Origin of the sequence: Streptomyces sp. NPDC048248 (assembly GCF_043201875.1) — a bacterium.
Lineage (GTDB): Bacteria > Actinomycetota > Actinomycetes > Streptomycetales > Streptomycetaceae > Streptomyces.
Genome location: NZ_JBICZL010000002.1, coordinates 484,776 through 508,013, shown reverse-complemented (window position 1 = coordinate 508,013; position 23,238 = coordinate 484,776). Strand labels below are relative to the sequence as shown.

The 23,238-nt window shown below is 71.3% G+C and carries 19 protein-coding genes and 1 tRNA gene; 9 read left to right on the top strand and 11 right to left on the bottom strand.

The window, feature by feature from the left end; genetic code table 11:
* The first annotated feature begins 3 nt into the window (after positions 1 to 3).
* The 7 genes from ACGFZW_RS05405 (at position 4) to ACGFZW_RS05375 (ending at position 7,576) form a co-directional block, all read left to right on the top strand.
* The gene (locus ACGFZW_RS05405; protein WP_393891690.1) at positions 4 to 852 is read left to right on the top strand and encodes a TatD family hydrolase; all 849 of its coding nucleotides are present in this window, start codon (positions 4 to 6) and stop codon (positions 850 to 852) included.
* A 13-nt stretch (positions 853 to 865) separates the two neighbouring features.
* Positions 866 to 2,104, top strand: coding sequence for a metabolite traffic protein EboE (gene eboE / locus ACGFZW_RS05400; protein WP_393891689.1), 1,239 nt, complete (start codon positions 866 to 868; stop codon positions 2,102 to 2,104).
* Positions 2,101 to 3,504 carry an alkaline phosphatase family protein gene (locus tag ACGFZW_RS05395; RefSeq protein ID WP_393891688.1) on the top strand — a complete coding sequence of 468 codons (1,404 nt, stop codon included), beginning with the start codon at positions 2,101 to 2,103 and terminating at the stop codon, positions 3,502 to 3,504. Before eboE ends, ACGFZW_RS05395 begins: the two co-directional genes overlap by 4 nt.
* Positions 3,505 to 3,595: 91 nt before the next feature.
* The gene (locus tag ACGFZW_RS05390) at positions 3,596 to 4,657 is read left to right on the top strand and encodes a sugar phosphate isomerase/epimerase family protein (RefSeq protein ID WP_393891687.1); all 1,062 of its coding nucleotides are present in this window, start codon (positions 3,596 to 3,598) and stop codon (positions 4,655 to 4,657) included.
* 138 nt (positions 4,658 to 4,795) lie between these two features.
* The gene (locus tag ACGFZW_RS05385; RefSeq protein ID WP_393891686.1) at positions 4,796 to 5,164 is read left to right on the top strand and encodes a chorismate mutase; all 369 of its coding nucleotides are present in this window, start codon (positions 4,796 to 4,798) and stop codon (positions 5,162 to 5,164) included.
* 463 nt (positions 5,165 to 5,627) lie between these two features.
* Positions 5,628 to 7,217 (top strand): aldehyde dehydrogenase family protein, encoded by a 1,590-nt coding sequence (locus ACGFZW_RS05380; protein WP_393891685.1) that lies wholly within the window; start codon positions 5,628 to 5,630, stop codon positions 7,215 to 7,217.
* 271 nt (positions 7,218 to 7,488) lie between these two features.
* Positions 7,489 to 7,576, top strand: a tRNA-Leu gene (locus tag ACGFZW_RS05375).
* A gap of 97 nt (positions 7,577 to 7,673) precedes the next feature.
* On the opposite strand, the gene ACGFZW_RS05370 is transcribed toward ACGFZW_RS05375, so the two are convergent.
* From ACGFZW_RS05370 to ACGFZW_RS05355, 4 genes are all read right to left on the bottom strand, one after another.
* Entirely contained in the window at positions 7,674 to 8,387 is a 714-nt protein-coding gene (locus ACGFZW_RS05370; protein ID WP_393891684.1) for a nucleotidyltransferase domain-containing protein, read from the bottom strand.
* A gap of 80 nt (positions 8,388 to 8,467) precedes the next feature.
* Positions 8,468 to 10,012 carry a GMC family oxidoreductase gene (locus ACGFZW_RS05365; RefSeq protein WP_393891828.1) on the bottom strand — a complete coding sequence of 515 codons (1,545 nt, stop codon included), beginning with the start codon at positions 10,010 to 10,012 and terminating at the stop codon, positions 8,468 to 8,470.
* 63 nt (positions 10,013 to 10,075) lie between these two features.
* Positions 10,076 to 11,653, bottom strand: coding sequence for an APC family permease (locus ACGFZW_RS05360; RefSeq protein ID WP_393891683.1), 1,578 nt, complete (start codon positions 11,651 to 11,653; stop codon positions 10,076 to 10,078).
* Complete coding sequence (locus ACGFZW_RS05355; RefSeq protein WP_393891682.1) at positions 11,641 to 13,110, bottom strand: aldehyde dehydrogenase family protein; 1,470 nt, start codon at positions 13,108 to 13,110, stop codon at positions 11,641 to 11,643. The genes ACGFZW_RS05360 and ACGFZW_RS05355 overlap by 13 nt, the downstream gene beginning before the upstream one ends.
* 331 nt (positions 13,111 to 13,441) lie before the next feature.
* On the opposite strand from ACGFZW_RS05355, the gene ACGFZW_RS05350 reads away from it, so the two are divergent.
* Positions 13,442 to 13,906: a DUF6314 family protein gene (locus ACGFZW_RS05350; protein WP_393891681.1), complete on the top strand. Its 465-nt coding sequence runs from the start codon at positions 13,442 to 13,444 to the stop codon at positions 13,904 to 13,906.
* A 73-nt stretch (positions 13,907 to 13,979) separates the two neighbouring features.
* Here ACGFZW_RS05350 and ACGFZW_RS05345 read toward each other — a convergent pair whose 3' ends face one another.
* Positions 13,980 to 14,789, bottom strand: coding sequence for a class I SAM-dependent methyltransferase (locus tag ACGFZW_RS05345; RefSeq protein WP_393891827.1), 810 nt, complete (start codon positions 14,787 to 14,789; stop codon positions 13,980 to 13,982).
* Positions 14,790 to 15,014: 225 nt separating this feature from the next.
* Positions 15,015 to 15,653 (bottom strand): TetR/AcrR family transcriptional regulator, encoded by a 639-nt coding sequence (locus tag ACGFZW_RS05340; RefSeq protein ID WP_393891680.1) that lies wholly within the window; start codon positions 15,651 to 15,653, stop codon positions 15,015 to 15,017.
* Positions 15,654 to 15,766: 113 nt separating this feature from the next.
* Here ACGFZW_RS05340 and ACGFZW_RS05335 point away from each other — a divergent pair, with 113 nt between their 5' ends.
* A complete protein-coding gene (locus ACGFZW_RS05335) occupies positions 15,767 to 16,228 on the top strand; it encodes an SCP2 sterol-binding domain-containing protein (RefSeq protein WP_393891679.1) in 462 nt (153 codons plus the stop codon).
* 46 nt (positions 16,229 to 16,274) lie between these two features.
* Here ACGFZW_RS05335 and ACGFZW_RS05330 read toward each other — a convergent pair whose 3' ends face one another.
* From ACGFZW_RS05330 to ACGFZW_RS05310, 5 genes are all read right to left on the bottom strand, one after another.
* Positions 16,275 to 16,502: a hypothetical protein gene (locus tag ACGFZW_RS05330; protein WP_393891678.1), complete on the bottom strand. Its 228-nt coding sequence runs from the start codon at positions 16,500 to 16,502 to the stop codon at positions 16,275 to 16,277.
* 167 nt (positions 16,503 to 16,669) lie between these two features.
* Positions 16,670 to 16,918 carry an SCO4226 family nickel-binding protein gene (locus ACGFZW_RS05325; protein ID WP_393891677.1) on the bottom strand — a complete coding sequence of 83 codons (249 nt, stop codon included), beginning with the start codon at positions 16,916 to 16,918 and terminating at the stop codon, positions 16,670 to 16,672.
* Positions 16,919 to 17,368: 450 nt separating this feature from the next.
* Positions 17,369 to 18,052 (bottom strand): ABC transporter ATP-binding protein, encoded by a 684-nt coding sequence (locus ACGFZW_RS05320; protein WP_393891676.1) that lies wholly within the window; start codon positions 18,050 to 18,052, stop codon positions 17,369 to 17,371.
* Between the two features lie 285 nt (positions 18,053 to 18,337).
* Positions 18,338 to 20,563 (bottom strand): OmpL47-type beta-barrel domain-containing protein, encoded by a 2,226-nt coding sequence (locus ACGFZW_RS05315; protein WP_393891675.1) that lies wholly within the window; start codon positions 20,561 to 20,563, stop codon positions 18,338 to 18,340.
* On the bottom strand, positions 20,563 to 22,983 hold the full coding sequence (locus ACGFZW_RS05310; RefSeq protein WP_393891674.1) for a ThuA domain-containing protein: 2,421 nt from the start codon (positions 22,981 to 22,983) through the stop codon (positions 20,563 to 20,565). The genes ACGFZW_RS05315 and ACGFZW_RS05310 overlap by 1 nt, the downstream gene beginning before the upstream one ends.
* Positions 22,984 to 23,238 lie beyond the last annotated feature (255 nt).

Sequence of the window (23,238 nt, the reverse complement as noted above, 5' to 3'; positions counted from 1 at the left end):
CCGATGCGCATCTTCGACCCGCACATCCACATGACCTCCCGCACCACCGACGACTACGAGGCCATGCACGCCGCCGGCGTCCGGGCCGTCGTCGAGCCGTCCTTCTGGCTGGGGCAGCCCCGTACCTCGGCCGCCGCCTTCTTCGACTACTTCGACTCCCTCCTCGGCTGGGAGCCCTTCCGCGCAGCCCAGTACGGCATCGCCCACCACTGCACGCTGGCGCTGAACCCCAAAGAGGCCAACGACCCGCGCTGCACGCCCGTCCTGGACGCCCTGCCCCGCTACCTCGCGAAGGACTCAGTCGTCGCCGTCGGCGAGATCGGCTACGACTCCATGACCCCGGCCGAGGACACCGCCCTCGCCACCCAGCTCCAGCTCGCCGCCGAGCACGGACTGCCGGCGCTCGTCCACACCCCGCACCGGGACAAGGCCGCCGGGCTCCGCCGGACCCTCGACGTGCTGCGCGAATCAGCCCTCGCCCCCGAGCGGGTGGTCCTCGACCACCTCAACGAGACCACCGTGGGCGAGGCCGCCGACAGCGGCTGCTGGCTCGGCTTCTCCCTCTACCCCGACACCAAGATGGACGCCGACCGGATGGTGCGGATCCTGCGCCTGCACGGCACCGACCGGATCATGGTCAACTCCGCGGCGGACTGGGGCCGCAGCGATCCGCTGACCACCCGGCAGGCCGGTGACGCCATGCTCGCGGCCGGCTTCACCGAGGACGACGTCGACAAGGTGCTGTGGCGCAACCCCGCCGCCTTCTACGGGCAGAGCGGCCGCCTTGACCTGCACACCACGCCACCCGGCGCACTGTACGAGGGCAACTCCATCCTGCGCGGCGGGGAATGAGGAGGGCACCGGCATGCGCTTCCGCCACCCCGACGGCTCCACCGTCCACCTGGCCTACTGCACCAACGTCCACCCCGCCGAGACCCTCGACGGTGTGCTCGGCCAGCTTCGCGACCACTGCGAACCGGTCCGCAAGCGCCTGGGCCGCGACCGCCTGGGCATCGGGCTCTGGCTCGCCAGGGACGCCGCCCGCGCGCTGACCGCCGACCCCGCGGCGCTGCGCAGGCTCCGCGGTGAGCTGGACGGCCGCGGCCTCGAAGTGGTCACCCTCAACGGCTTCCCCTACCAGGGCTTCGGCGACCAGCACGTCAAATACCGCGTCTACCGGCCCGATTGGACCGAGCCCGAACGGCTGGAGCACACCACCGACCTGGCGCGGCTGCTGACCGCCCTGCTCCCGGACGACGCCACCGAAGGCACCATCTCCACCCTCCCCCTCGGCTGGCGCACCGACTTCGACCCGGTCCGGGGCGCCACCGAACGGCAGGACACCGCCCTCGACGCGCTGCGTCTCCTCGCCGAGCGGCTGGACGCCCTGCACGAACTCACCGGCCGCTCCGTCCGCGTCGGCCTGGAGCCCGAACCCGGCTGCACCGTCGAGACCACCGCGGACGCGATCGGCCCCCTCGGTGCCGTCAACCGGGACCGTGCCGACGGGCCGCGCACCGCGGGGCAGCCCTCCACCCGGCAACCGCGCATCGGCATCTGCGTCGACACCTGCCACCTAGCCACCTCCTTCGAGGACCCGGCGCGCGCCCTCGATGCGCTGCACCGGGCGGCGGTGCCCATCGTCAAGTCCCAGCTGTCCGCCGCGCTGCACGCCGAGCACCCCGACCGGCCCGAAGTGCGCGAGGCCCTCGGCGCGTTCGCCGAACCGCGGTTCCTGCACCAGACCAGGACCCGCAGTCCGCAGGGCACGCTGCGGGCAACCGACGACCTCGACGAAGCGCTCGCCGACCGAGGCGGCCTGCCCACCACCGCCCCCTGGCGCGCCCACTTCCACGTGCCGCTGCACGCCCCGCCCGAGCCGCCCCTCACCTCCACCATGGCGGTCCTCCAGGACACCCTCACCCTCCTGGTCGGCGGGCCGGCGCCGCGTACGCACCACCTGGAGGTCGAGACGTACACCTGGCAGGCGCTGCCGGCCGCACTGCGCCCCCGCAGCCGCGCCCGGCTGGTCGACGGTATCGCCGCCGAACTGTCCCTGGCCCGTGACCTGTTGACCGACCTCGGCCTCAAGGAGCTGCCGTGACCGACCCCACCGCACCCGGCACCGACGGCGTGCAGCGGCTGCTCGTCCTCGACGTCGTCGGCCTCACCCCGCGCCTGCTGTGCCACATGCCGCATCTGTCCGCCCTCGCCGAGGCCGGCGCGCAGCGTCCCTTGAACACCGTCCTGCCCGCCGTCACCTGTAGCGTCCAGTCGACCTTCCTCACCGGCACGACCCCCGCGGAGCACGGCATCGTCGGCAACGGCTGGTACTTCCGCGACGTCGGCGAGGTCCACCTCTGGCGGCAGCACAACGCCCTCGTCGGAGGCGACAAGATCTGGGACGCCGCCCGCCGCGCGCACCCCGGCTACACCGTCGCCAACGTCTGCTGGTGGTACGCCATGGGAGCCGACACCGACTGGACCGTGACCCCGCGCCCCATCTACTACGCCGACGGCCGCAAGGAACCCGACTGCTACACCCGGCCGCCCGCCCTCCACGACGAACTGACCGATCTGCTGGGCCCGTTCCCCCTCTTCACCTACTGGGGGCCGACCGCCTCGCTCGCCTCGTCGCAGTGGATCACCGACGCCACGCGGCACCTCCACCGCACCCGCCGCCCCGACCTCACCCTCGCCTACCTGCCGCACCTGGACTACGACCTCCAGCGCTACGGTCCCGACGACCCCCGCGCCCACGCCGCGGCAACCGCGCTTGACACCGTCCTCGCGCCCCTGCTCGACGACGCGCGCAACGCCGGCACCACCGTCGTCGCGCTCTCCGAGTACGGCATCACGCGGGTGCGCCGCCCGGTCGACATCAACCGGGCACTGCGCAGGGCCGGCCTGCTGGAGGTACACACCCAGGACGGCATGGAGTACCTCGACCCCACCGCGTCCCGCGCCTTCGCCGTCGCCGACCACCAGATCGCGCACGTCTACGTCCGCCGTCCCGAGGACCTCGCCGCCACGCGCGCCGCGCTCGCCGACCTCCCCGGTCTCGCAGACCTCTTGGACGACGAAGGCAAGAAGGAGTACGGCATCGATCACCCGCGTGCCGGCGAACTCGTCGCGCTGGCCGAGCGGGACGCCTGGTTCACGTACTACTACTGGCTCGACGACGCCCACGCTCCCGACTTCGCCCGCCTCGTCGAAATCCACCGCAAGCCCGGCTACGACCCGGCGGAACTCTTCATGGACCCGCGGGACCCGTACGTCCGCCTGCGCGCCGCGACAGCGCTGGCCCGCAAGAAGACCGGGATGCGCTACCGCATGGCCGTCGTCCCCCTCGACCCCGAGCCGGTGCGTGGCAGCCACGGCCTGCTGCCCGCCGATGCCGCCGACGGCCCGGTCCTCATCTGCTCGCAGCCGGACACCCTGCCGGAAGCCCCCGAGGCCACCGACATCAAGCCCCTGCTGCTCCGCCTCGCCCGACTCACCTGACAGGCCCTCTGCCGAGCCAGGCCGCCGGCCACCCCGAGCCCCCGGCCGCACCGGCAGCCCACCGCACGCCACCCACCTCCAGGAGCCGACCATGACCCACGACCCCGAGCGCACCCGCGACCTCGCCCGCACCCTCGCCCGGCGCAGATTCCTCGGCGTCGCGGCCGGCACCACGGCCGCCGCCCTCCTCGGAGCCCACACCGCGACCGCGGCCGTTCCCGCGGCAGTTCCCGCGCCACAAGGCCACCGCAGGCTGTTGCCGCCCGGCCGTCTCGGCATCCAGCTCTACACCCTGCGCGACCAGACCGGTTCGCTCGGCTTCGCCCGGGTCTTCGAGGAGCTCGCCCGCTACCACTACGACGAGGTCGAGTTCGCGGGCTACACACAGGGCAGCGCGGGCCCCATCAACCTCGCGCAGCTCAAGCGCCTGCTGCGGGACAACGGCCTGCGGGGCGTCGGCAGTCATGTCGGCTACTCCTCCACCGACCCCAATGCGTACACCTTCGCCACCAACTTGACCCAGGTCCTCGACGACGCGGAGGCGCTCGGCCTGCCGTACGTCGGGACGCCCTCCAGCCCCAACCGCTACGGCGACACTGTCGACGCCTGGAAGCGCGCCGCCGAGGAGTTCAACACCTACGGAGCCGCCGCCAGGGCCCGCGGGCTGCGCTTCTACCACCACAACCACGCCGAGGAGTTCTCCTTCGCCACCGACGACCCACGCATAAGGCTCTACGACGTGCTGCTCGCCGAGACCGACCCCGACCTGGTCTTCCTCGAAATGGACATCTTCTGGGCCTACGTCGCGCAATACCGCTTCTCCCGGCGGCCCGACGACACTCCCGCCCCCTTCGAACCCCTCGACTACGTGCTCAAGGCCCCCAACCGCTATCCGCTCTTCCACGTCAAGGACGGCGAACACGACACCGCCGAACAGGACGGCTACCGCATGGTCGACGTCGGTGACGGCGACATCGACTACCGGCGCTTTCTGGCCACGGTGAACCGGCGCAAGGGGTGCGACCCCCGCGACCACCACTGGATCGTCGAACGCGACGACGCCGTCGACCCGGCCGCCAACCCGGCCGGCTCGCTGTCCACCGCCGAACGTTCCGCCCGCCACCTCCGGGGCCTGCGCCGACAGGAACACTGATGCACGAGCGTGGTCGAGCTCCAGGGTGCCCTCCGGCCGGGTCCGGTCCGATCCGCGAGACCGTGCCGAGGGCCATCCCCGGGTCCGGGTAATGTGCAGGCGATCACGCACCACCCGATGACGAATGGCGAGACGCACATGAGCGAGGGGACAGCACCGGCGGCCGGCGACACGGCCACCGTCGCCGACGAGGCGGCCCGCGAGCAGCTGCGCTATCTGCGCGGCAGCATCGACAACCTCGACGCCGCCCTGGTGCACCTGCTCGCCGAGCGCTTCAAGTGCACCCAGCAGGTCGGCGAGCTCAAGGCCCGGCACAGCCTGCCGCCCGCCGACCCGGCCCGCGAGGCCGCGCAGATCGCCCGGCTGCGCACCCTGGCCGCGGACGCCAGGCTCGACCCGGCCTTCGCCGAGAAGTTCCTGAACTTCATCATCGGTGAAGTGGTCCGCCACCACCGCGCGATCGCCGACCGGACGCTGGAGGAGCCGGGCCGACCGTCCGCCGACTGACCTCCCGCGACACCACGAGGGTGGGCGGTGCCATCACGGCACCGCCCACCCTCGTCCGGGTGAGGTGGCCGAACCCGGCGCCGTCCAGGCAGAGTTCCACGTCCACGTTGATGCCTCACCGCCCCCGAGGGCGGACCCCGGGCCAGCCGGCGCGATCGCCTCCTGGGCCGCAAGGCAGGGCATCAGCATCAGGCGAAGAAGACGGCCCTGGAGGCGGCGGGGGTGCGCGTCGGACGTACTCGCACCGGGCAGCGCGGCCCGTCCGGGAGCACCTGGCCCGCCGACCGCCCCTCCCGGGTGGTCGCGCCGACCGGGCCGAGTGACACTCGCCATATCTGACGCCGGACCGTCCCGCAGGGCAGTCACGGACCACTACCGTCCGGTAACACACGGTTCCACCGGGGAGCCGACCGAGCGCCACCACCCTGCCCCTCCGGCCGTGCACCGAGAGCGGAGAAGAACGATGGCACCCACCCGCAGTACGACCCCCGACCCGCGGAATGCGCCACCCGCGGACCCGCCCCGCAGCCTCAAACCCGGCACCTCCTGGCGGGACGCCTGGGAGCGCAGTCTCGCCGCCGCCCCCGAGGCATTCGCCGACGACCACGTCCGCAACCTCTGGGACGGCCAATGGCAGCCGGACGGCCACCCGTTGCCCGCCACCAGTCCCGTGGACGGCACCCCCATCGCCGGTCCGCCCCGCCTCGACGCGGACGCCGCGCTGCACGCCGTCCGCGCCTCCCTCGACGAGCACAGGGCCTGGCGCCACATCCCCCTCCCCGAACGCAAGGCGCGCATCTCGGCGACCCTCGACGCCCTCACCGAACACCGCGAACTGCTCGCCCTCCTCCTGGTCTGGGAGATCGGCAAGCCCTGGAAGCTCGCGCAGGCCGACGTCGACCGCGCCATCGACGGTGTCCGCTGGTACGTGTCCGAGATCGACCGGATGCTCGCCGGCCGCACCCCGCTGCCGGGCCCGGTCAGCAACATCGCGAGCTGGAACTACCCGATGTCGGTCCTCATCCACGCGATGCTCGTCCAGGCCCTGGCCGGCAATGCCGTGATCGCCAAGACCCCGACGGACGGCGGCGTGTCCTGCCTGACCCTGGCCTGCGCGCTGGCCGCCCGCGAGGGTGTCCCGGCCACGCTGGTCAGCGGCAGCGGCCGGGAGCTGTCCCCGGCCCTGGTCCGCTCTCCGGAGATCGGCTGCGTCTCCTTCGTCGGCGGCCGCGACACCGGTGCCCGCGTCGCCACCGCAGTCGCCGACCTGGGCAAGCGCCACATCCTCGAACAAGAGGGCCTCAACACCTGGGGCATCTGGAACCACACCGACTGGCCCGCGCTGACCCCCTTGATCCGTAAGACGTTCGACTACGCCAAACAGCGCTGTACCGCCTATCCCCGCTTCGTCGTCCAGCGCGCCGCCTTCGCCGATTTCCTCACCGCATACCTCCCGGCAGTACGCAGCGTCCGATTCGGCCACCCACTGGCCGTCAACGCCCCCGGCGACCCGCTTCCGGAACTGGACTTCGGCCCGCTGATCAACGCCACCAAGGCCAAGGAACTCGCCGACCTCACCACGGAGGCGATCTCCCGCGGCGCCGTCCCCCTCCACCGGGGCAGCCTGGCCGAAGGGCGCTTCCTGCCCTCCCAGGACACCTCTGCCTACTTCCCCCCGACCACCCTGCTGGCCCCGCCGCCGGCCTCCCCGCTGCACCACGCCGAGCCCTTCGGCCCGGTCGACACCATCGTTCTCGTCGACACCGAGGCCGAACTCCTCGCCGCCATGAACGCAAGCAACGGCGCCCTGGTGGCGAGCCTCTCCTGCGATGACCAGGAGACCTACGAGCGCCTCGCGCCACAGATCCGCGCCTTCAAGGTCGGTCATGGCAAGCCCCGCTCCCGAGGCGACCGCGAGGAGCTCTTCGGCGGCTTCGGCAACTCCTGGAGCGGCGCATTCGTCGGCGGTGAGCTCCTGGTCAAAGCGGTGACCGAGGGGCCGGAGGCCGAACGGCTGCCGGGCAACTTCCCCGACTACCACCTCATGCCGTAGCGGGCCCGGTCCGCGCCGCCGCTCGTCGGCACCGTGCGATCCAGGGCCCCGATCAGGAGCGCACGGTGCCATCTCGGGCCGAGCGGCTGCCCGTCGATCCGACAGGCGGCCGCCAGGCCGTGCCCGCGACCGCGCGGCGAAGTATGATTTGCCCCTCATCAGCCATAAATCAGGGTTATGTGGCGCGCAGATACGCAGGTGAAGGGCACTCCGAAAGCTTGGTATTGTTGTCCATGTCGCCGCGGGGAACGCCCCGTGTCGATGACACCTAGTCCGGGTGGCGGAATGGCAGACGCGCTAGCTTGAGGTGCTAGTGCCCTTTATCGGGCGTGGGGGTTCAAGTCCCCCCTCGGACACCAGCGAAAACCCCAGTTGATCTGGGGTTTTTCTGCTTTTGGCGGCAGGGGCCCTCGGCGAAGGGCCGGAAGGGCGCAGACGCGCCGTATGCCCGTCCGATCAGGGCGTTCCCTGCCGGTGATATCCCGCCCACAGTCGGCCGCCCACGGGCCCCAGCGCCTCGTCGACCAGGGCGACGAGCGGGCCGGAGCCGCCGTCCATGGCGGCGCGGGACGCGGCTTGCAGGCGCTCCGGAAAGTCGGGATCGACACCCTCCAGCCGACGGGCCAGCCACTTGCCGCCGCCGAGCCACGCGCCGTGCCGCAGCAACACGAGTTCGCCGGTACGGCGGGCCAGCTCGGAGACGATGAAGAGTCGCTCCGTGTCCGCCGCGCAGCCTTCGAGGTCGTCGAGGAGGTCGGTGAGGGCGTAGCGGCGGTCGTCCAGCTCCGCGGCGGTCACCGGGGCAGGTCCGGCCGCGGCCCGGGTCCGTGCCTCCCGGGCCAGGTGCTCGCCCACGCCGTCCCGGTCGAGGAGCAGCACGCCCGCCGCGCACATCCACAGCAGCGGCGAACGGCGTGCGGCGGTCTCGCGCTCGATGAACGCGCGCCAGGTCCGTTCCGTGTGGGCGAACAGCTCGACCGGCCATCCGGCGTGCCGGAAGCTGTGCCGGGACGGGGCCGCGTCGCCGCACAGCACGACGACGATGTCGAGGTCGGATGTGGCCGTGCGCCGCTCGGTGGGAGCGCTGCCGCCGAGGAACGCGGCGAGGGCGTGCGGATGGTGCGCCCGCACGACGTCGCGGGCCGCGGCCACGGGGTCGGGGATCGTCATATCCGCGCGGGGCGGGGGGAGTTGGTCATGGCGGGATGCTACGGGACCCGGTCGCGCGTGAGGGTAGGTCATGCCGACGGTCAGCCGCTGCGGACAAGGTCCGCGCACTTCTCGCCGATCATCATCGTGGTGATGCACGGGTTCACCGCCGGCAGGAACGGCATCACCGAGCCGTCGGCGACCCGCAGACCACTGACGCCCTTGACCCGCAGATGCGGGTCGAGCGGGACGCCCAGGTCGTCGGCGGCGCCCATCCGGACGGTGCAGGCGGGGTGGTAGACGGTGTTGTGCGTGGTGCGGATGTAGTCGAGCAGTTCGGCGTCGGAGCGGACGTCGGGGCCGGGGGCCAGCTCGGCGCCGGCCCAGTCCGCCATCGGGGACTGGGCGACGATCTCGCGGGCGAGCCGCAGCCCGTAGGTCATCACGCGGACGTCGTGCTCGTCGGTGAAGTAGCGCGGGTCGACCTTGGGCTTGTCGCGGAAGTCGCGGGTACGCAGCCGGACGGTGCCCAGCGAACGGGCGCGGGTGACGTTCGGCGTGAGGCAGAACGCGTTCTCCGAGGTGGGATAGCCCCGGCGGTAAGTGTTCATGTCGAAGGGCACCGACCCGTAGTGGAACATCAGGTCCGGCCGGTCCAGGCCCGGCTCGGTGTCGGCGAAGATGCCGATCTCCCACCACTGGGTGGAGGAGGTGACCATGGGCTGCTTCGCGTCCCACATGATCACGCCCTCCGGGTGGTCCTGGAGGTAGGAGCCGACACCGGGGGAGTCGACGAGCGTCTCGATGCCCACCTCACGCAGATGCCCGGCCGGGCCGATGCCCGACAGCATCAGCAGCTTGGGGGAGTCGACGGCGCCGCAGGAGACGATGACCTCGCGGCGGGCACCGATGCGGCGGGTGTGGACCAGGTCGGCGGCGAGGTAGTCGACGCCGGTGCAGCGCCGGTCGCCGTCGAACACCAGCCGCTTCGCCTGGAGGCCGGTGCGGACGTCCAGGTTCGGCCGGCTGCCCATGACAGGGTGCAGGTAGGAGACGGACGCGGAGGAGCGGGTGCCGTCGGGGCGGCAGTTGATCTGGAACCAGTTGGCGCCGCGGACGACGGTCCGGCCGGTGTTGAAGGGAGTGGTCGGAATGCCGGACGCCGCGCACGCCTCCAGGAGGGCGACGCCGCACGGGTCGCGGGGCGGGATGCTGCGCAGCGTCACCGGGCCGCTGCGGCCGTGGTGATCGCCGGGGGAGTCGTTGGTCTCCAGGCGCTGGTAGAGCGGGAAGCAGTCGGCCGCGCTCCAGCCCGTACAGCCCGAAGCGGCCCACTCGTCGAGGTCCTCGGCCGGCGCCCAGAAGGCGATACAGGAGTTGTGGGACGAGCAGCCGCCCAGCACCTTGGCGCGGGCGTGGCGCATGAAGCTGTTGCCGTTCGCCTGCGGTTCGACCGGGTAGTCCCAGTCGTAGCCCGATTCGAGCAGCCCCATCCACTTGTCGAGACGCAGGATGTTCGGGTCGTCGACGTCGGAAGGGCCGGCTTCCAGGAGGCAGACGGTGACGGAGGGGTCTTCGCTGAGCCGTGCCGCCACGACGGCGCCTGCCGTACCGCCGCCGACGACGACGTAGTCGAACGTGTCCAGCGGCTCGTTGTCCGTACGGTTGTCGTCCACGGGGGCCTCTCAGGGCTTGGTGCTGTCGCCAGCTCAGGGCTTCTTGGGGGTGGTGGGGTCGGGGACGTCGGCGGCGTGGCCGGCCAGGACCCCCGTGCGCTTGCGCTGGATGAACCAGTAGTAGGCGAATCCGCCGAGGCCCACGACGCCGACGAAGAGGAAGGCACCCCAGCGCAGGTACCAGTGCTGCGGGCCGGTCGCGTTGTAGACGGTGGCGCGCGGCCAGGCGAGGTTGAGGGACATCGCGGCGCCCCACAGCACGGCGAGGATGTTCACCGGGAGCCCGAACTTGCCGAGGGAGAACTTCCCCTCGGCCGGGGTCCAGTTGCCGCGCAGGCGCTGGACCAGCATCGGCAGCGTCACCAGCAGATACGCCAGGTAGATCATGATGATCGCGATGCTGGTGATGACCGAGAAGATCTGCGGCTGGTTGATGTTGATGACGAGGATGCCGACCGCCACCAGGCCGATGATGACGGCGGGCAGCACCGGCGTCTGGAAGCGGGGACTGACCTTGGCGAGCAGGGACGCAGCGGGCAGGTTGTTGTCCCGCGCCATCGCGAAGGCCAGCCGGATGCCGGCGGTGTGCACCGCCAGCTCGCACACGGTGATGGCGATGACCACGCACCACAGCACGATCTGTCCGATCGTCGAGCCGAGCGTGGAGAGAACCACGTACTGCAGGCCGTCCACCGACAGTTCCTTGGCCTGCAGATCGGGGACCGCCAGCAGAGCGAAGAGCAGGATGAGGCCGCCGATGATGAAGGAGGCGATCAGCGCGCGCAGGATCGCCCGCGGGGCGTTGCGACCCGGGTTCTTGGACTCCTCGCCGAGCGACGAGGCCGTGTCGAAGCCGTACATGACGTAGGCGGAGGCCAGGGAGGCGGTCAGGAAGGCACCGAAGTAGCCCAGCTGGTCGCCCTTGCCCAGGCCGTTGGTCTCGGTGATTGCGCTGGGGCCGCGGGTGACGTGCGCGGCGAGGAGAATGATCAGGACGATGGCGGCGATCAGCTCGATCGCCACGCCCGCCGAGTTGATCCGGGCCATCAGCTTCACGCCGAAGGCGTTGACCAGCGTGGTGAACGCGACGAGCACGGAGCCGAGCAGCACGGCGTTGGCCGCGGCGTCGGTCTTGCCGGTGCCGTCGCCGATGAACTGGAACCACGACGAGATCTGCGGCAGCGTCACCTGGTAGGCGAGGGCGACGGCGGACAGCGAGACCATGGTGGCGGTCAGCATCATCCAGCCGCCGAGCCAGCCGATGTGCGGCCCGCCCAGCTTCTTGGCCCAGTTGTAGATCGACCCGGCCACCGGGTACCGGGCGGCCAGCTCGCAGAAGCACAGAGCCACCATCAGCTGGCCGACGAAGACCATCGGCCACGACCACCAGTACGCCGGGCCGCCGAAGCTGACGCCGAAGTAGAAGAGCTGGAAGGTGCCGGTGAGGATCGAGATGTAGCTGATCCCCGCGGCGAAGGTGTGGAAGTTTCCGAGGGTGCGCTTGAGTTCGGGCTTGTAGCCGAGTTCGGCGAGCGAGTCGTCGTCGTGGGAACCGTCCGCCCGGGTGCCGGGGCGGACGGGTTCGGAACCTGGGTCGCTCACTCGAACCACCTCTGCGCCTGCGGCGCGGTGTTGCGCCAGACGTGCTTGGCTTCCTGGTACTCCGCCAGGCCCGCGGGACCCAGCTCGCGGCCCACTCCGGACTGCTTCATGCCGCCCCATTCGGCCTGCGGGACGTACGGGTGGAAGTCGTTGATCCACACGGTGCCGGCGCGCAGCCGGGAGGCGACCCGCCGGGCGCGCCCGCTGTCCTGCGTCCAGACCGCGCCGGCCAGTCCGTAGATGGTGTCGTTGGCGAGGGAGATCGCCTCTTCCTCGTCGCGGAACCGTTCGACGGTCAGCACCGGGCCGAACGATTCATCGCGCACGACGGTCATGTCCGGGGTGCACTCGTCGAGCACCGTCGGCAGGTAGTAGAAGCCGTCCGCCAGTGACGGGTCGTCGGGTGCCGATCCGCCGCACAGCAGTACGGCGCCCTCCTCCAGCCCCGCGGCGACATACGCCTCGATCTTCGCCCGGTGCGCGGCGGAGATCAGCGGACCGGTGCGGGCGTTCTCGTCGAACGGCCCGCCCAGCCGGATGCGCCGGGCCCGGGAGACCAGCTCGTCGACGAACGCGTCGTGCAGCTCGTCCTGTACGAGCAGCCGGGCTCCCGCCGAGCAGACCTGCCCGGAGTGCAGGAACACCGCCATCAGGGCGTAGTCGAGGGCGGTCTCGAACTCGGCGTCCGCGAAAACGATGTTGGGGTTCTTGCCGCCCAGTTCGAGGGCGATCTTCTTCACCGTCGGCGCCGCGGCGGCCATGATGCGGCGGCCGGTCAGCAGACCGCCGGTGAAGGACACCATGTCCACCAGCGGGTCGGTGGTGAGCGGTGCGCCCACGGCGGGGCCGGTGCCGAGGACCAGGTTGGCTGCCCCGTCCGGCAGTCCCGCCTCGGCCAGCAGGCGCATGAGGTGGATGGCCGTGTGGGGCGTCAGCTCGCTGGGCTTGAGGATGATGGTGTTGCCGGCGGCGAGGGCCGGGGCCACCTTCCAGGCGGTCTGGAGCAGCGGATAGTTCCACGGCGTGATCAGCGAGCAGACGCCGACCGGTTCGTGCCGCACCGTGCTCTCGACCTCGCCGATGCCCGTGTCCACGACCCGGTCGGTGCCGCCGGCCGCGGCGAGATTGCCGAAGTGGCGGAAGCAGTTGGCGATGTCGTCCATGTCGTACGCGCTCTCGACCAGACGCTTCCCGGTGTCCAGCGACTCTTCCCTGGCCAGTGCGGCCTTGTCACGCTCCAGCAGGTCCGCGACGCGCAGGACCAATCGGCCGCGCTCGGCGACCGGTGTCCGTGGCCAGGGCCCGTCGTCGAAGGCGGTACGGGCCGCGGTGATCGCCGCCGCGGCGTCCTTCGGCCCGCCTTCGTCGACGGTCGCGACCAGCGTGCCGTCCGCCGGGCAGCGGATCTCGCGCACCTGCCCGTCGGCGGCTGCGGTCCACTGACCGCCGATGAACAGCTCCGGCATGTGGGGCCTCCGGTCTCCGGTCGTGTAGGAGCCTGCGGCGGGCGCGGTGCCCAACCGGCGGCGCGCTGCCGCCGGGACGCCGGCCGGCCCGGCGATGCGGACCTCGGTGACGATGTCTGCACCGACAGTAAGACGGGTCCCGCGGGGCCGCACGACACGAGGGGCCGGGTGGGGGGTGCCTCGTAATGGCGCAGGTCGGCGCGGGTGAAGAGGGCGGCCGGAGAGCGGCGCCCGGGCCACGGCGGGGGAACGGTGACGCCTTCCTGCGGTCGATGCCGCTCGCCGGTGGGGGGCTGCGAGGCGGCTCCGCGTGGCCGGGACAATGGAAGGTATGTCCACCGCGCCCGGCCCCGCCCCTGCCCTCCCGGTCCCCGACGCCGCGGCCTATCTCACCGGCCGCTGGCGCGTCGAACGCGCCGTGTACGACCTGCTCGGGGGCACCGAGGGACGCTTTCGCGGCATGGCGGAGTTCCGGCCGGGCCCGGCGGGTGACGCACTGCTCCATCTGGAGGAAGGCGAGCTGACCTGGGGCGGTGCGGTGCATCCGGCGAGCCGGACCCTCCGGGTGCGCCCGCTGTCCGACGGCACCGCGGAGGTCGACTTCGCCGACGGCCGGCCCTTCCACGACCTGGACCTGCGCACCGGCAGGTGGACCGCCGTGCACCCCTGCGCCGCGGACCGGTACGAGGGGACATTCACCGTGGTCGCACCGGACGAGTGGCATCTGCGCTGGCGGGTCGGCGGCCCGGCCAAGGACCAGTTGCTGCGGTCGGTCTACCGGCGCGAGGGGGACTGAGGCACCCGCGTGTCGCGTACGGGTGTCCCGCGCCTCCCCTCAGGTGCGAAGGCGCGGGCGGGCGCCGGTGGGGTCAGTCCTTCACCGCGCGCACCGCGTACAGCATCGGAATGATCGGCTCCGACGGAGGCAGGCGCCACCAGCCGTTGTCCGACGGGACCATCGACTCGAAGCGCTTCCAGGGCAGCAGCTCCGTCTCCCGCACGACCTGGACGGTGAGACCCGCGCCGACCACGGCCGAGATGACCTCGCCGATGCCGTGCCGCCACTCGTAGCTCGTCGTCGCGCCCGTCACCGGCGGGCCGTCGGTGTAGGTGCACGGCGTGTCGCTCCTGAGGGGGCCGCGTCCGGCCAAGTAGTCGTGACGCAGCAGGAGATCTTGACGCTCCGCGCCCGGGGTCGGGCCCAGGGCGTCCAGCAGCGGGTGGAACTCCACGAGGTAGAGGGCCCCGCCCGGCCGCAGCAGGGAGCTGACGACGCCGGCCCATACGGCCAGGTCCGGCAGGTAGCACAGCGCGCCCTTACCGGTGTAGATCACGTCGAACCGGCGATCCCCGAGCGCGTCGGCGGCCCGGTGGACGTCGCACCGGACGAACTCCACGTCCCGCCCCGCCTCGTCGGCGAGCCGCCGCGCCTCCGCGACCGCTGCCGCGGAGAAGTCCAGACCCACGGCGTGCGCGCCCCGTTCCGCGAACGCCGCCGTCTCGGTCCCCAGATGGCATTGCAGATGCAGGACGTCCCGCCCCGAAAGATCGCCCAGATCGGTCCACTCGAACGGCGCGAACCAGTCGTCGGCGGTCCTGGAGCCGTCCAGTCCGTAGAACTCGCTGGCCACATGGACGGGGGTACGGGCGTCCCAGTTGGCCTGATTGGTCCGCAGCATCTCCTCGGTGGTCGGCCGCCGCGCGGTGGTGGGTGCCGTACCGGTCCCCGGCGGCGTACACGTCGCGGGGATCCCCGCACCCCCCGGCGCGGCTCCGGCCAACGGCTCACTCTTCTCTGTGGTCATCCTTCCTTCTACCGGCCCGCCCGCGGCATGCACCAGACCGCGTGGCGCCGGACGGCGAGTCCCGTCGGCGGCAACGCTCCGGGGCCACCGAGACCCGGCTCAGCTCTCCGCCGGGGTCCAGACCTCGCCGTCGAGCACATTGCGCATCCCGACCCACACCATGTTCATCAGGCGCAGAGTGATCCGCTCCGGGGACTCCTCGGGGTGCCGCGCCATCCAGTCGGTGAGGGTGTCCGCGGCGCCGACCAGGGCGTGGGCCACGAAGTCGGCCTCCTCGGCGGCCGGGCGTGCGGCGCTGTCCGCGACGCCGTCCTGGATCAGCCCGGCGACCTCCGCCATGACCGCCCGGCGCCCGCACGCGACCTCCGCCGCGATGGCCGGGCTCAGTTCCGCGGCCTGGCGGTGCAGTATCACCCAGCTGCCGCGGTGCTCGGCGACGAAGGTGAAGAACGCCAGCAGTCCGGCCCGCAGGCGGAGTTCGGGGGAGTGCGCCTCACCTGCCGCGGCCTGGAAAGCGGCCACCAGGCGGCCCGCCTCGCGCCGCAGGCAGGCGAGGAACAGCCCTTCCTTGGAGTCGAGGTAGAGGTAGACCATCGGTTTGGAGATGCCGGCCAGCTCGGCGATCTCGTCGACCGCGGCGGCGTGGTAGCCGCGTTTGGCGAAGACCTGGATCGCCGCGTCGATGATCTGTTGTTCCCGGACCGGCCTGGGGATGCGTCGCCTGCGTGTGTCGCTCATCCTTGCCAGCCTATCCACCACCGACATAAACTTACTCTGTAGTAAGTTTACGGTTGGGTAGAGAAGGTCGAGCACAGCCGGTTGGGTACGGCCGGTCGAGCAAGGAGGCTTCCGTGGCCGACGACGTGCGCGCGCGGCTGGCCGCGCTGGACTTCGCGAGTGTCACCCCGCAGGAGTTCGCGAGCATCGTCAAGGGGCTGACCACCCGCCAGATCTCCGAGCTGGCCGAAGGCGAGCTGCGGACGCGGGTGCTCGCAGAGGTCTTCGGCCGGATGAGCCGTCAGTTCCGCCCGGAGGCCGCGGGGACGGTGGCGGCCGTCATCCGCTGGCACATCACCGGCGAGTCCGAGGTGGTCTACGAGACCATCCTCGCGGACGGCGAGTGCGCCGTGCGCAAGGGGCGTACGGAGACCGAGCCGCGGCTGACCCTGACCATGGGCGACGTCGAGTTCCTCAAGCTCGTCTCCGGCAACGGCAACCCGATGACCATGCTCCTCACCCGCAGGCTCAAGCTGTCCGGTGACCTCGCCCTGGCCGCCGCGCTGAACCGCTACTTCGACATCCCGAAAGCCTGAGGGACGCCGGTGCGACCGCCCGCGGCGGCGGTGCCGCGGGCGTCGCTCACCGGGGGCCGAGCGCTCGCCCGTACTCGTGGGCGGGCCCGTCCCGCCACTCCACCCACAGCGGGTCGTCGAGGATCTCTCCCGGTTCGGCCACCCCTGCCCGGCGCAGGAACTCGATCAGGTCCTGGTCGTCATGGGCGAGGCCGAGGATCTGTTCACGCACAGTGACACGCCGCCCACCGGTGGGGGAGGGGCGGTGGACCACGATCGGAGCTTGGCCGCGCATGCCCCCAGCCTGCTCGGTAGCCGCCCGCGCCGCAGCCGGACGCACGGATCCGGCCCGCGAGCCGTGCCGGGCGCCCGGCTGCCGGGCCGCCTGACGCAGTCGGACAGGTCGGGCGCCGGGTCGCTGCCGGGCTGTGCAGAAGTCCGCTCGCCTTCGCAGGCGCGGGCTCAGATCATGAGCGGCACCGCGTGAATCTCGTCCGCCGCGTGGCCGGTGCGGGTGTGGATGCGCTGCACCGCTTCTGCCGAGGGGGCCTCGGACAGGCAGAAGACATCGCCGGAGGTCGGGTCGGCCCAGGCGTGCTCGAAGTGGACGTTCTCCTCGTTCTCGATGGCGAGATCGGCCTCGTGCGCCTCCTTGAGCTGCGCGGCCGTGATGTCCTTCATCCCGCGGTGGATGTCCATGAATTTGGCCATCGGTCTCACTCCTCCGACTGACAGACGCGGCCACCCCTTCTTCCATGGTGCATCCGATTGCGCCGGAGGGGGAGGTTCGCCCTTCGCGGCCGGAATCGCGGGCTCCTTCCCGAGGAGCGCATCCGCGGTTCGTACGGGTCCGGGGCCGCTCCCCGGCAGCTTCGTCCGTCGTCGATTCGCGCCGCTCCGGTGTGCGGTCGCGAAGGGCCCGTGGAGCGGAAAGGTGTAAAGCGAGACGTGCGTGGTAGGCGAACCGTAACAACGCTCCGCTCCGCCAAGGGTGTTGGTCGGGTGACCACCGGTCCGGAGGCGGTACGGGAGCGGTCCATCACCTCTCGGAGGGCCGGGCCCGTTCCCGCGGTGCGTGCCCGGCGCCGGGTGTCGCCGGGGACGGAACGGGCCGCCGCCCCTGAGTGGCGAGGTGGCGGCCCGTACCCGGCCCCGATTGCCTCAGCCGGCGCAGCGGGCGATCGTGGTCACCCGCCCTCGGCTCATCGTCGCGAGCCGGGGCGCCCGCCGGGCGAGCGCTTCGTCCTCGGTGACCACCACGCACGTCAGCCGGCGCTCGTCCCACAGCCCTTCGAGCAGCGCGGCCAGGATGTCGCGGTCGTCGGCTCCCAGTCCGGCCGTCGGCTGATCCGCCAGCAGCACGGTCGGACGCTTCACCAGGGCCCGCGCCAACGCCACACGTCGCCGCGCCCCTTCGCTCAACTCCGATGTCAGGCTGTGCCGTTGGGCGCCGAGGCCCACCTTTTCCAACGCTTCGTCGGCCAGTTCCCCACGGTCCGCAGGGCGCAGCCGCAGCGGCACCAGGGCGCCGGCCACGTTCTCCCGGGCGGAGAGACCCGGCGTGAGACCGCCGCCGTGCGGCACGGTCCCGATGGACTCGGCACGGATGCGGGCCAGCCGTGCCTCGGTCACCGTGGCAAGGTCCGTGCCGTCCAGTTCGACGCTGCCGCGGGTGGGCCGTTCCGCCCCGCCCAGAACGCGCAGCAGTGTCGACTTGCCCGCCCCGGCCGGCCCCTGCACGACCAGTGTCTCCCCGGCCTCGATCCAGAGCCCGACTCCGTCCAGCGCCCGTATCGGGCCCTGCGCGCTCCGATAGGACTTGGTCACGCCGGTCAGGTGGTACACGGGTCTCCTCTTGCTCCGTCGGCCGAGTGGGCCGAGCGGCAGTGGTACGGGGTGCTGTCGGGCGCCTGCCGGGGAGGACCGGACGGCCGGGGGACGTGGGGCGACCGTACGGACACGGTGTGACGGCTCGCTGAGCGCCGCGTGAGAGCGCGATGAGAAGGCGCGGCCGGGGCGGGGGCGTGGGGCCCTGCTCCGCGCCCTCGTCCGGCCACCGGGTGCGCCGCGGGCCGGGCTGCGGATGAGGCAGCCCGGCCCGCGGCGCGGTGGTCGTGCGGGGGCCGGGGTCTACAGCTCCTGGATGCGGATGTTGCGGTAGGAGATGACGTCGGTTTCGCTGTGGACCTGGAGGCCGATGTAGCCGGAGGCGTAGCGGCGGCCGTCGGTGCCCGGGTCGTCGCCGCGCGGGGGGCTGAACTCCTGGCCGCCGGTGTTGTCGAACTCGTTGAGCAGGACGCCGTTGCGGTAGACGGCGTAGTGCTGGCCGGTCACCCGGATCTCGTAGTCGTTCCAGGTGCCCTTGGGGGTGACGCCGGCGCCGCCGAGGCCCACGCGGTCGAAGCCGTAGACCGATCCGGTCTTGTACATGTCACCGTCGGGGCGGTCGAGGATCTGGACCTCGTGCCCGTATTTGATGGCGACCCACTCGGGGCGGGGCTCCTCGGGATGGTCGTGCACGTTCGGGAAGCGCACGAACACTCCGCTGTTGGCGTTGCCCGTGCCGGGGGCGTCGTCCCGGAACTGGAGCTTGAGCGAGAAGTCGTCGTAGGTGCGCTGCGGGAACCACAGCATGCCCATCCCGGGGACGGTGGAGGAACTGGTCATGGTGCCGTCCTCGCCGAGCGCGAAGGAGCCGCCGCCGACCTGCTGCCACCGGTCGAAGGACTTCCGGGTGCCGTCGAAGAGGTCGCGGTAGCCGGTGTGCTGCCCGGGGGTGCCGATGCCGGACTGCTTGGCGGCCCGGTTGACGGTCCGGTACTCGCGGTCGTCGAGGACCCCCGCGGTGCGCAGACGGTCGGTGACGGCGCGGACGTGCTTGAGGAAGAGGGCCTGGGATGACCAGTCTTTCTCGTCCTCGATCAGCTCGTTGACGGTGCATCGGTTGCCGGTCATGCGGTTGGGGATGCCGGTGTTGACGGTGCCCACGATGACGGTCAGCCGCTCGTCCCATTCGGGGCAGTTGGGCGCGGGCACGCCACCACCCTGGGCGACGGTGAACGACACCGTCCGGGCCTGCGAGGTGTTGCCGGCCTCGTCGGTGGCGCGATGGGCGACGGTGTGCCGGCCGGCCCGGTCCACGACGACCGGCGTGGAGTAGGCCAGGAAGGGGCCGCCGTCCATGGCGTACTCGGTCTTCGCCACGCCGGACTCGCCGTCGGTGGCGGTGAGGGTGACGGTGGCCCGGTCGAGGTAGTTGCCGTCGGAGTTCTTGTCGCCGGTGACCTCGGCCGTGGTCTCGGGCGGCGTGTCGTCCTCGGCCGGCGGGGTGACGACGGTGAAGTCGGCGGACTTCTCCGGCGCGGCGTTGCCGGCCTTGTCCGCGGCGCGGTAGCGGAAGGTGTGGGCGCCGGCGTCGTGGACCATGACCGGGGTCGTGTACGGCTGGTAGGCGCCGTCGTCGAGGGCGTACTCGATGGTGTTGACGCCGGAGCCGGTGTCGGAGGCGGAGACGGTGGCCGTCGCGCTCCCGATGTAGGCGCCGTCCGCGTCCTGTTCGCCGTCGAGCTTCACCGACGTCTCGGGCGGGGTGGTGTCGTCCGTCGGCGGTGACGCCACGGTGAAGGCCGTGGACTTCTCCGCTGCCGCGTTGCCGGCCTTGTCGGTGGCGCGGTAGCGCAGGGTGTGGGCGCCCACCTTGTCGATGACGACGGGCGCGGTGTACGGCTGGTAGGCGCCGTCGTCGAGGGCGTACTCCACGGTGTCGACGCCGGAGCCGGCATCGGACGCCGTGACCGTGGCCGTCGCGCTGCCGATGTACGCGCCGTCGGCGTTCTGCTGGCCGTCGAGCTTCAGCGACGTCTCGGGCGCGGTGGTGTCCGAGCCCCCGCCGTCGGTGACGACGAGCACGCCCTGCATCCCCTCATGGCCCGGAATGGTGCAGTGGTAGCGGTACTTGCCCGGAGTGAGGGTGACTTCCGCGGTGTGCTTGCCGCCCTCCGCGTCGCCCGGATTGGCGAGGATGTTGAGGGAGACGTCCTGGTTGTACTCGGAATCGGAGGTGACGAAGGTCAGCGTGTGCGGCATCCCCATGGTGTTGCCGGTGGCCGCGCTGTTCTCGAAGACGATGGTGGCCTTGCCCGCGACCGCCGTGGCGGGCGCGGAGGCGTACTTCGTGATGTCGTCCCCCGCGGTCCAGGTAAGGATCTGCTCGGCCTGCTGCGGGGCGGGCTGACCGTGCGCCGTCGCCGAGGCCAGGCCGAGGACGAGGGCGAGTGCGGACAGCAGCGCCGTCCATGTTCTCCGGAGCTTCCAGTACTTCCGGTACTCCCGGTATCTCCTGTGTCCCCGGTTCATCAGGATGCCTTCCTGGCCAGTTGCTGCGGCAACGGGGTGGGCTCGCCGCCCTTGTAGGTGATGCGCCAGAGCGCGGACTTGGGGTCGGAGGTGAAGAAGCCACGCCCGTAGTCCAGGACGTAGAGCGCACCGTCGGGCCCGAAGGTCCAGCCCATGAGGTTGCGGATGCCGTCAGCGCCCACCGGAATGATCTTGTCGAGGCTTTCCGCGTGCGCCGGCAGACCGCCGCCGCCCGCGGTCTCGGGATCCATCACGACGGCGTGCCGAGGCTGCTCGCCGTCGTAGAAGTCCCCGACGAACCACTTGCCGTCCCAATAGGCGGGCCAGGCGTCCTTGCTCGCGCTTCCCGGGTCATGGCGGTAGACCGGGCCGTCCATCGCGGCCTGCCCGCCGCCCTTGAGCCAGGGGAGCAGCAGCTTCTGCTGGGACAGTTCGTAGCTGGGGACGCCTTCGGCGTTCCGCGGGAAGTCGGGGCCGCCGCCCTGCGGGGAGTACCAGATGTTGTTGGACTCGGCGGGCGGGATGTCGACCAGGCCGTCGTTGTGCGGCGACTCGTTCTTCAGGTGGTCGCAGTCGTACCAGCCCAGGGGCTTGGTGGGGTCGGGCAGGTTGCGGTCGCGGTAGGGCTGCTCGTTGCCCATGCAGAACGGCCAGCCGCGGTTGGAGGCGTGGGTGATGACGGCGAAGGTGTCGTACTTCGCCGGCCCCCAGGTCGGGCTCGGCGTACCGGCGTCCGGGCCGACCCAGCCCGCGTACAGGGTGTCGGTCTTCTTGTCGACGGAGATCCGGGAGGGGTTGCGGACGCCCATCACATAGATCTCGCCGCGGGTCTTGCCGCCCCCCTCGTCGGTCTCCTTGCCGGTGAAGAGGTTGCCTTCGGGCAGTGTGTAGGTGCCGTCCTGCTCGGGGTGGATCCGCAGGATCTTGCCGTTGAGGTTGTTGGTGTTGCCCGCGGTGCGCCGGGCATCGGCGAACGCGACGCCCTTGTAGGCGGGCTCCGGGTTGTTTCCGGAGTAACCGTCGCTGAATTGCGAGGAGTTGTTGTCACCGGTGGCGATGTAGAGGTTGCGCGCGGAGTCCCATGCCATGCCGCCGCCCGCGTGGCAGCAACTGTGGATCTGTACGGGCCACTTGAGGAGGACCTTCTCCGAGGACAGGTCCAGTCTGTTCGTGGCCGGGTTCACGGTGAAGCGGGAGACCCGGCGTTCGGCCATCTGTTTGTCACGGTCGATGCGGGAGTGCGGGGTGTAGTGGAGGTAGATCCAGCCGTTGGAGAGGAAGTCCGGATCGAGTTCGATGCCGAGCAACCCCTCCTCGTTCTTGACCAGTTCATCGCCGCCGCCCTTGTTTCCGAAGACGGTCACCGAGCCCGCGAGGGTCACCTTCCCGGTCTTGGGATCCCAGCTGTGGACGGTGCCCTCACCCTTGCCGACCTCGGGGTTGTTCCAGTCGGTGACCACCGGCGTGCTCGCGTCGCCGCCGCCGCGGCCGATGTAGAACACCCGGCCGTCCTTGGCCGTCACCAGCCCGTGCGGCTCGCCGATCTGGTCGGAGCTGCCCGGCTTGTTGGGTGAGGTGACCCGCTTCGCCGCGTAGTTGGTGGTGATGGTCGCCTGGCAGTCGGCGCGCGCGAGCCGGGTGGTCCACAGCAGGGCGCCGCGCAGGTGGCTGCGGAAATCCGCCTCCTGGAAGCTGTCGGCGGTACCGCCCATGGCGGTGTAGAAGGAGCGGCCGCCGTCGTAGTCGCGGCACCAGGACACCGGGTGGTCCCAGCCGTTGGCGCCGGTGCCCGGCTGGTAGGTGTTCTCCCGCACCCGGGCCACGGTGTGCACCGTACCGCTGGGATTGGTGGACCAGTTGAGCCAGCGGTCGGGGCGCTTCCACTCGACGGGCAGGTCCTTGGTGGCGGGATTTGCGCGGTCGCCGACCTCGACGGTCGCACGTTGCGCCGCGGTCTGGCCGGAGCCCGTGGGCCGGGCACCGATCAGGCCGGTGAACCAGTCCGAGTACGGCTCCGCGCGGGCCGCGCCATGGATGCCCAGGAAGCCGCCGCCGGCCTCCATGTAGCGTTGGAGGCCGGCTTCCTGGTCGGGGTCGAGGACGTCGCCGCCGCCGGTGAGGAACACGACGGCGTTGAACTTCCCCAGCCGGGGTTTGGTGAACACCGAGGCGTCCGCGGTCGCCTCGATGGTGAAGCGGTCGGCGACGGGTCCCTGTTGGCCGATCTTCTCGATGGCCGCGATGCCGGCGTCCACGGTGGGCGGCTCGTCGCCCGCCGAGGCGTGGAAGACCAGGACGCGTACGTTCTCGCCGCCCGGTGGGGACGGCAGGCTCAGCCGGGCGGCGGACCGCTCGGGAGCGGTCCCGGCCACGGCGGGCGAACCGCCGAGCAGGGCCGCGGTGACGGCTGTGGCGATCATCCCTGCCACCCAGCCATGTCGGGGCTTCGGTCTGCCGGTGTTCAACCCTCTGTGGTGCGAGGGTTCCTGACGCGGTGTGCGTCGCATGGTCCACCCATCCCTCATCGGTCACACAACAGCCGATGAAGCTAGACCTCTTTTGGCGACTCGCCAAGAGCTATGACCGCGACACAACGAACTTTGTCCTGGGTGTGGATAAACTGAGGGCGCGCGGCTACCGTCCAGACAGCTCACTTCGCGCCACTTCACTCGCAC

Coding starts and splice junctions, on each gene's coding strand:
- ACGFZW_RS05405 (WP_393891690.1), top strand. CDS start 4: ATGCGCATCTTCGACCCGCACATCCACATGACCTCCCGCACCACCGAC.
- eboE (WP_393891689.1), top strand. CDS start 866: ATGCGCTTCCGCCACCCCGACGGCTCCACCGTCCACCTGGCCTACTGC.
- ACGFZW_RS05390 (WP_393891687.1), top strand. CDS start 3,596: ATGACCCACGACCCCGAGCGCACCCGCGACCTCGCCCGCACCCTCGCC.
- ACGFZW_RS05385 (WP_393891686.1), top strand. CDS start 4,796: ATGAGCGAGGGGACAGCACCGGCGGCCGGCGACACGGCCACCGTCGCC.
- ACGFZW_RS05380 (WP_393891685.1), top strand. CDS start 5,628: ATGGCACCCACCCGCAGTACGACCCCCGACCCGCGGAATGCGCCACCC.
- ACGFZW_RS05370 (WP_393891684.1), bottom strand. CDS start 8,387: ATGACGATCCCCGACCCCGTGGCCGCGGCCCGCGACGTCGTGCGGGCG.
- ACGFZW_RS05355 (WP_393891682.1), bottom strand. CDS start 13,110: ATGCCGGAGCTGTTCATCGGCGGTCAGTGGACCGCAGCCGCCGACGGG.
- ACGFZW_RS05350 (WP_393891681.1), top strand. CDS start 13,442: ATGTCCACCGCGCCCGGCCCCGCCCCTGCCCTCCCGGTCCCCGACGCC.
- ACGFZW_RS05345 (WP_393891827.1), bottom strand. CDS start 14,789: ATGCTGCGGACCAATCAGGCCAACTGGGACGCCCGTACCCCCGTCCAT.
- ACGFZW_RS05340 (WP_393891680.1), bottom strand. CDS start 15,653: ATGAGCGACACACGCAGGCGACGCATCCCCAGGCCGGTCCGGGAACAA.
- ACGFZW_RS05330 (WP_393891678.1), bottom strand. CDS start 16,502: ATGCGCGGCCAAGCTCCGATCGTGGTCCACCGCCCCTCCCCCACCGGT.
- ACGFZW_RS05325 (WP_393891677.1), bottom strand. CDS start 16,918: ATGGCCAAATTCATGGACATCCACCGCGGGATGAAGGACATCACGGCC.
- ACGFZW_RS05315 (WP_393891675.1), bottom strand. CDS start 20,563: ATGAACCGGGGACACAGGAGATACCGGGAGTACCGGAAGTACTGGAAG.
- ACGFZW_RS05310 (WP_393891674.1), bottom strand. CDS start 22,983: ATGATCGCCACAGCCGTCACCGCGGCCCTGCTCGGCGGTTCGCCCGCC.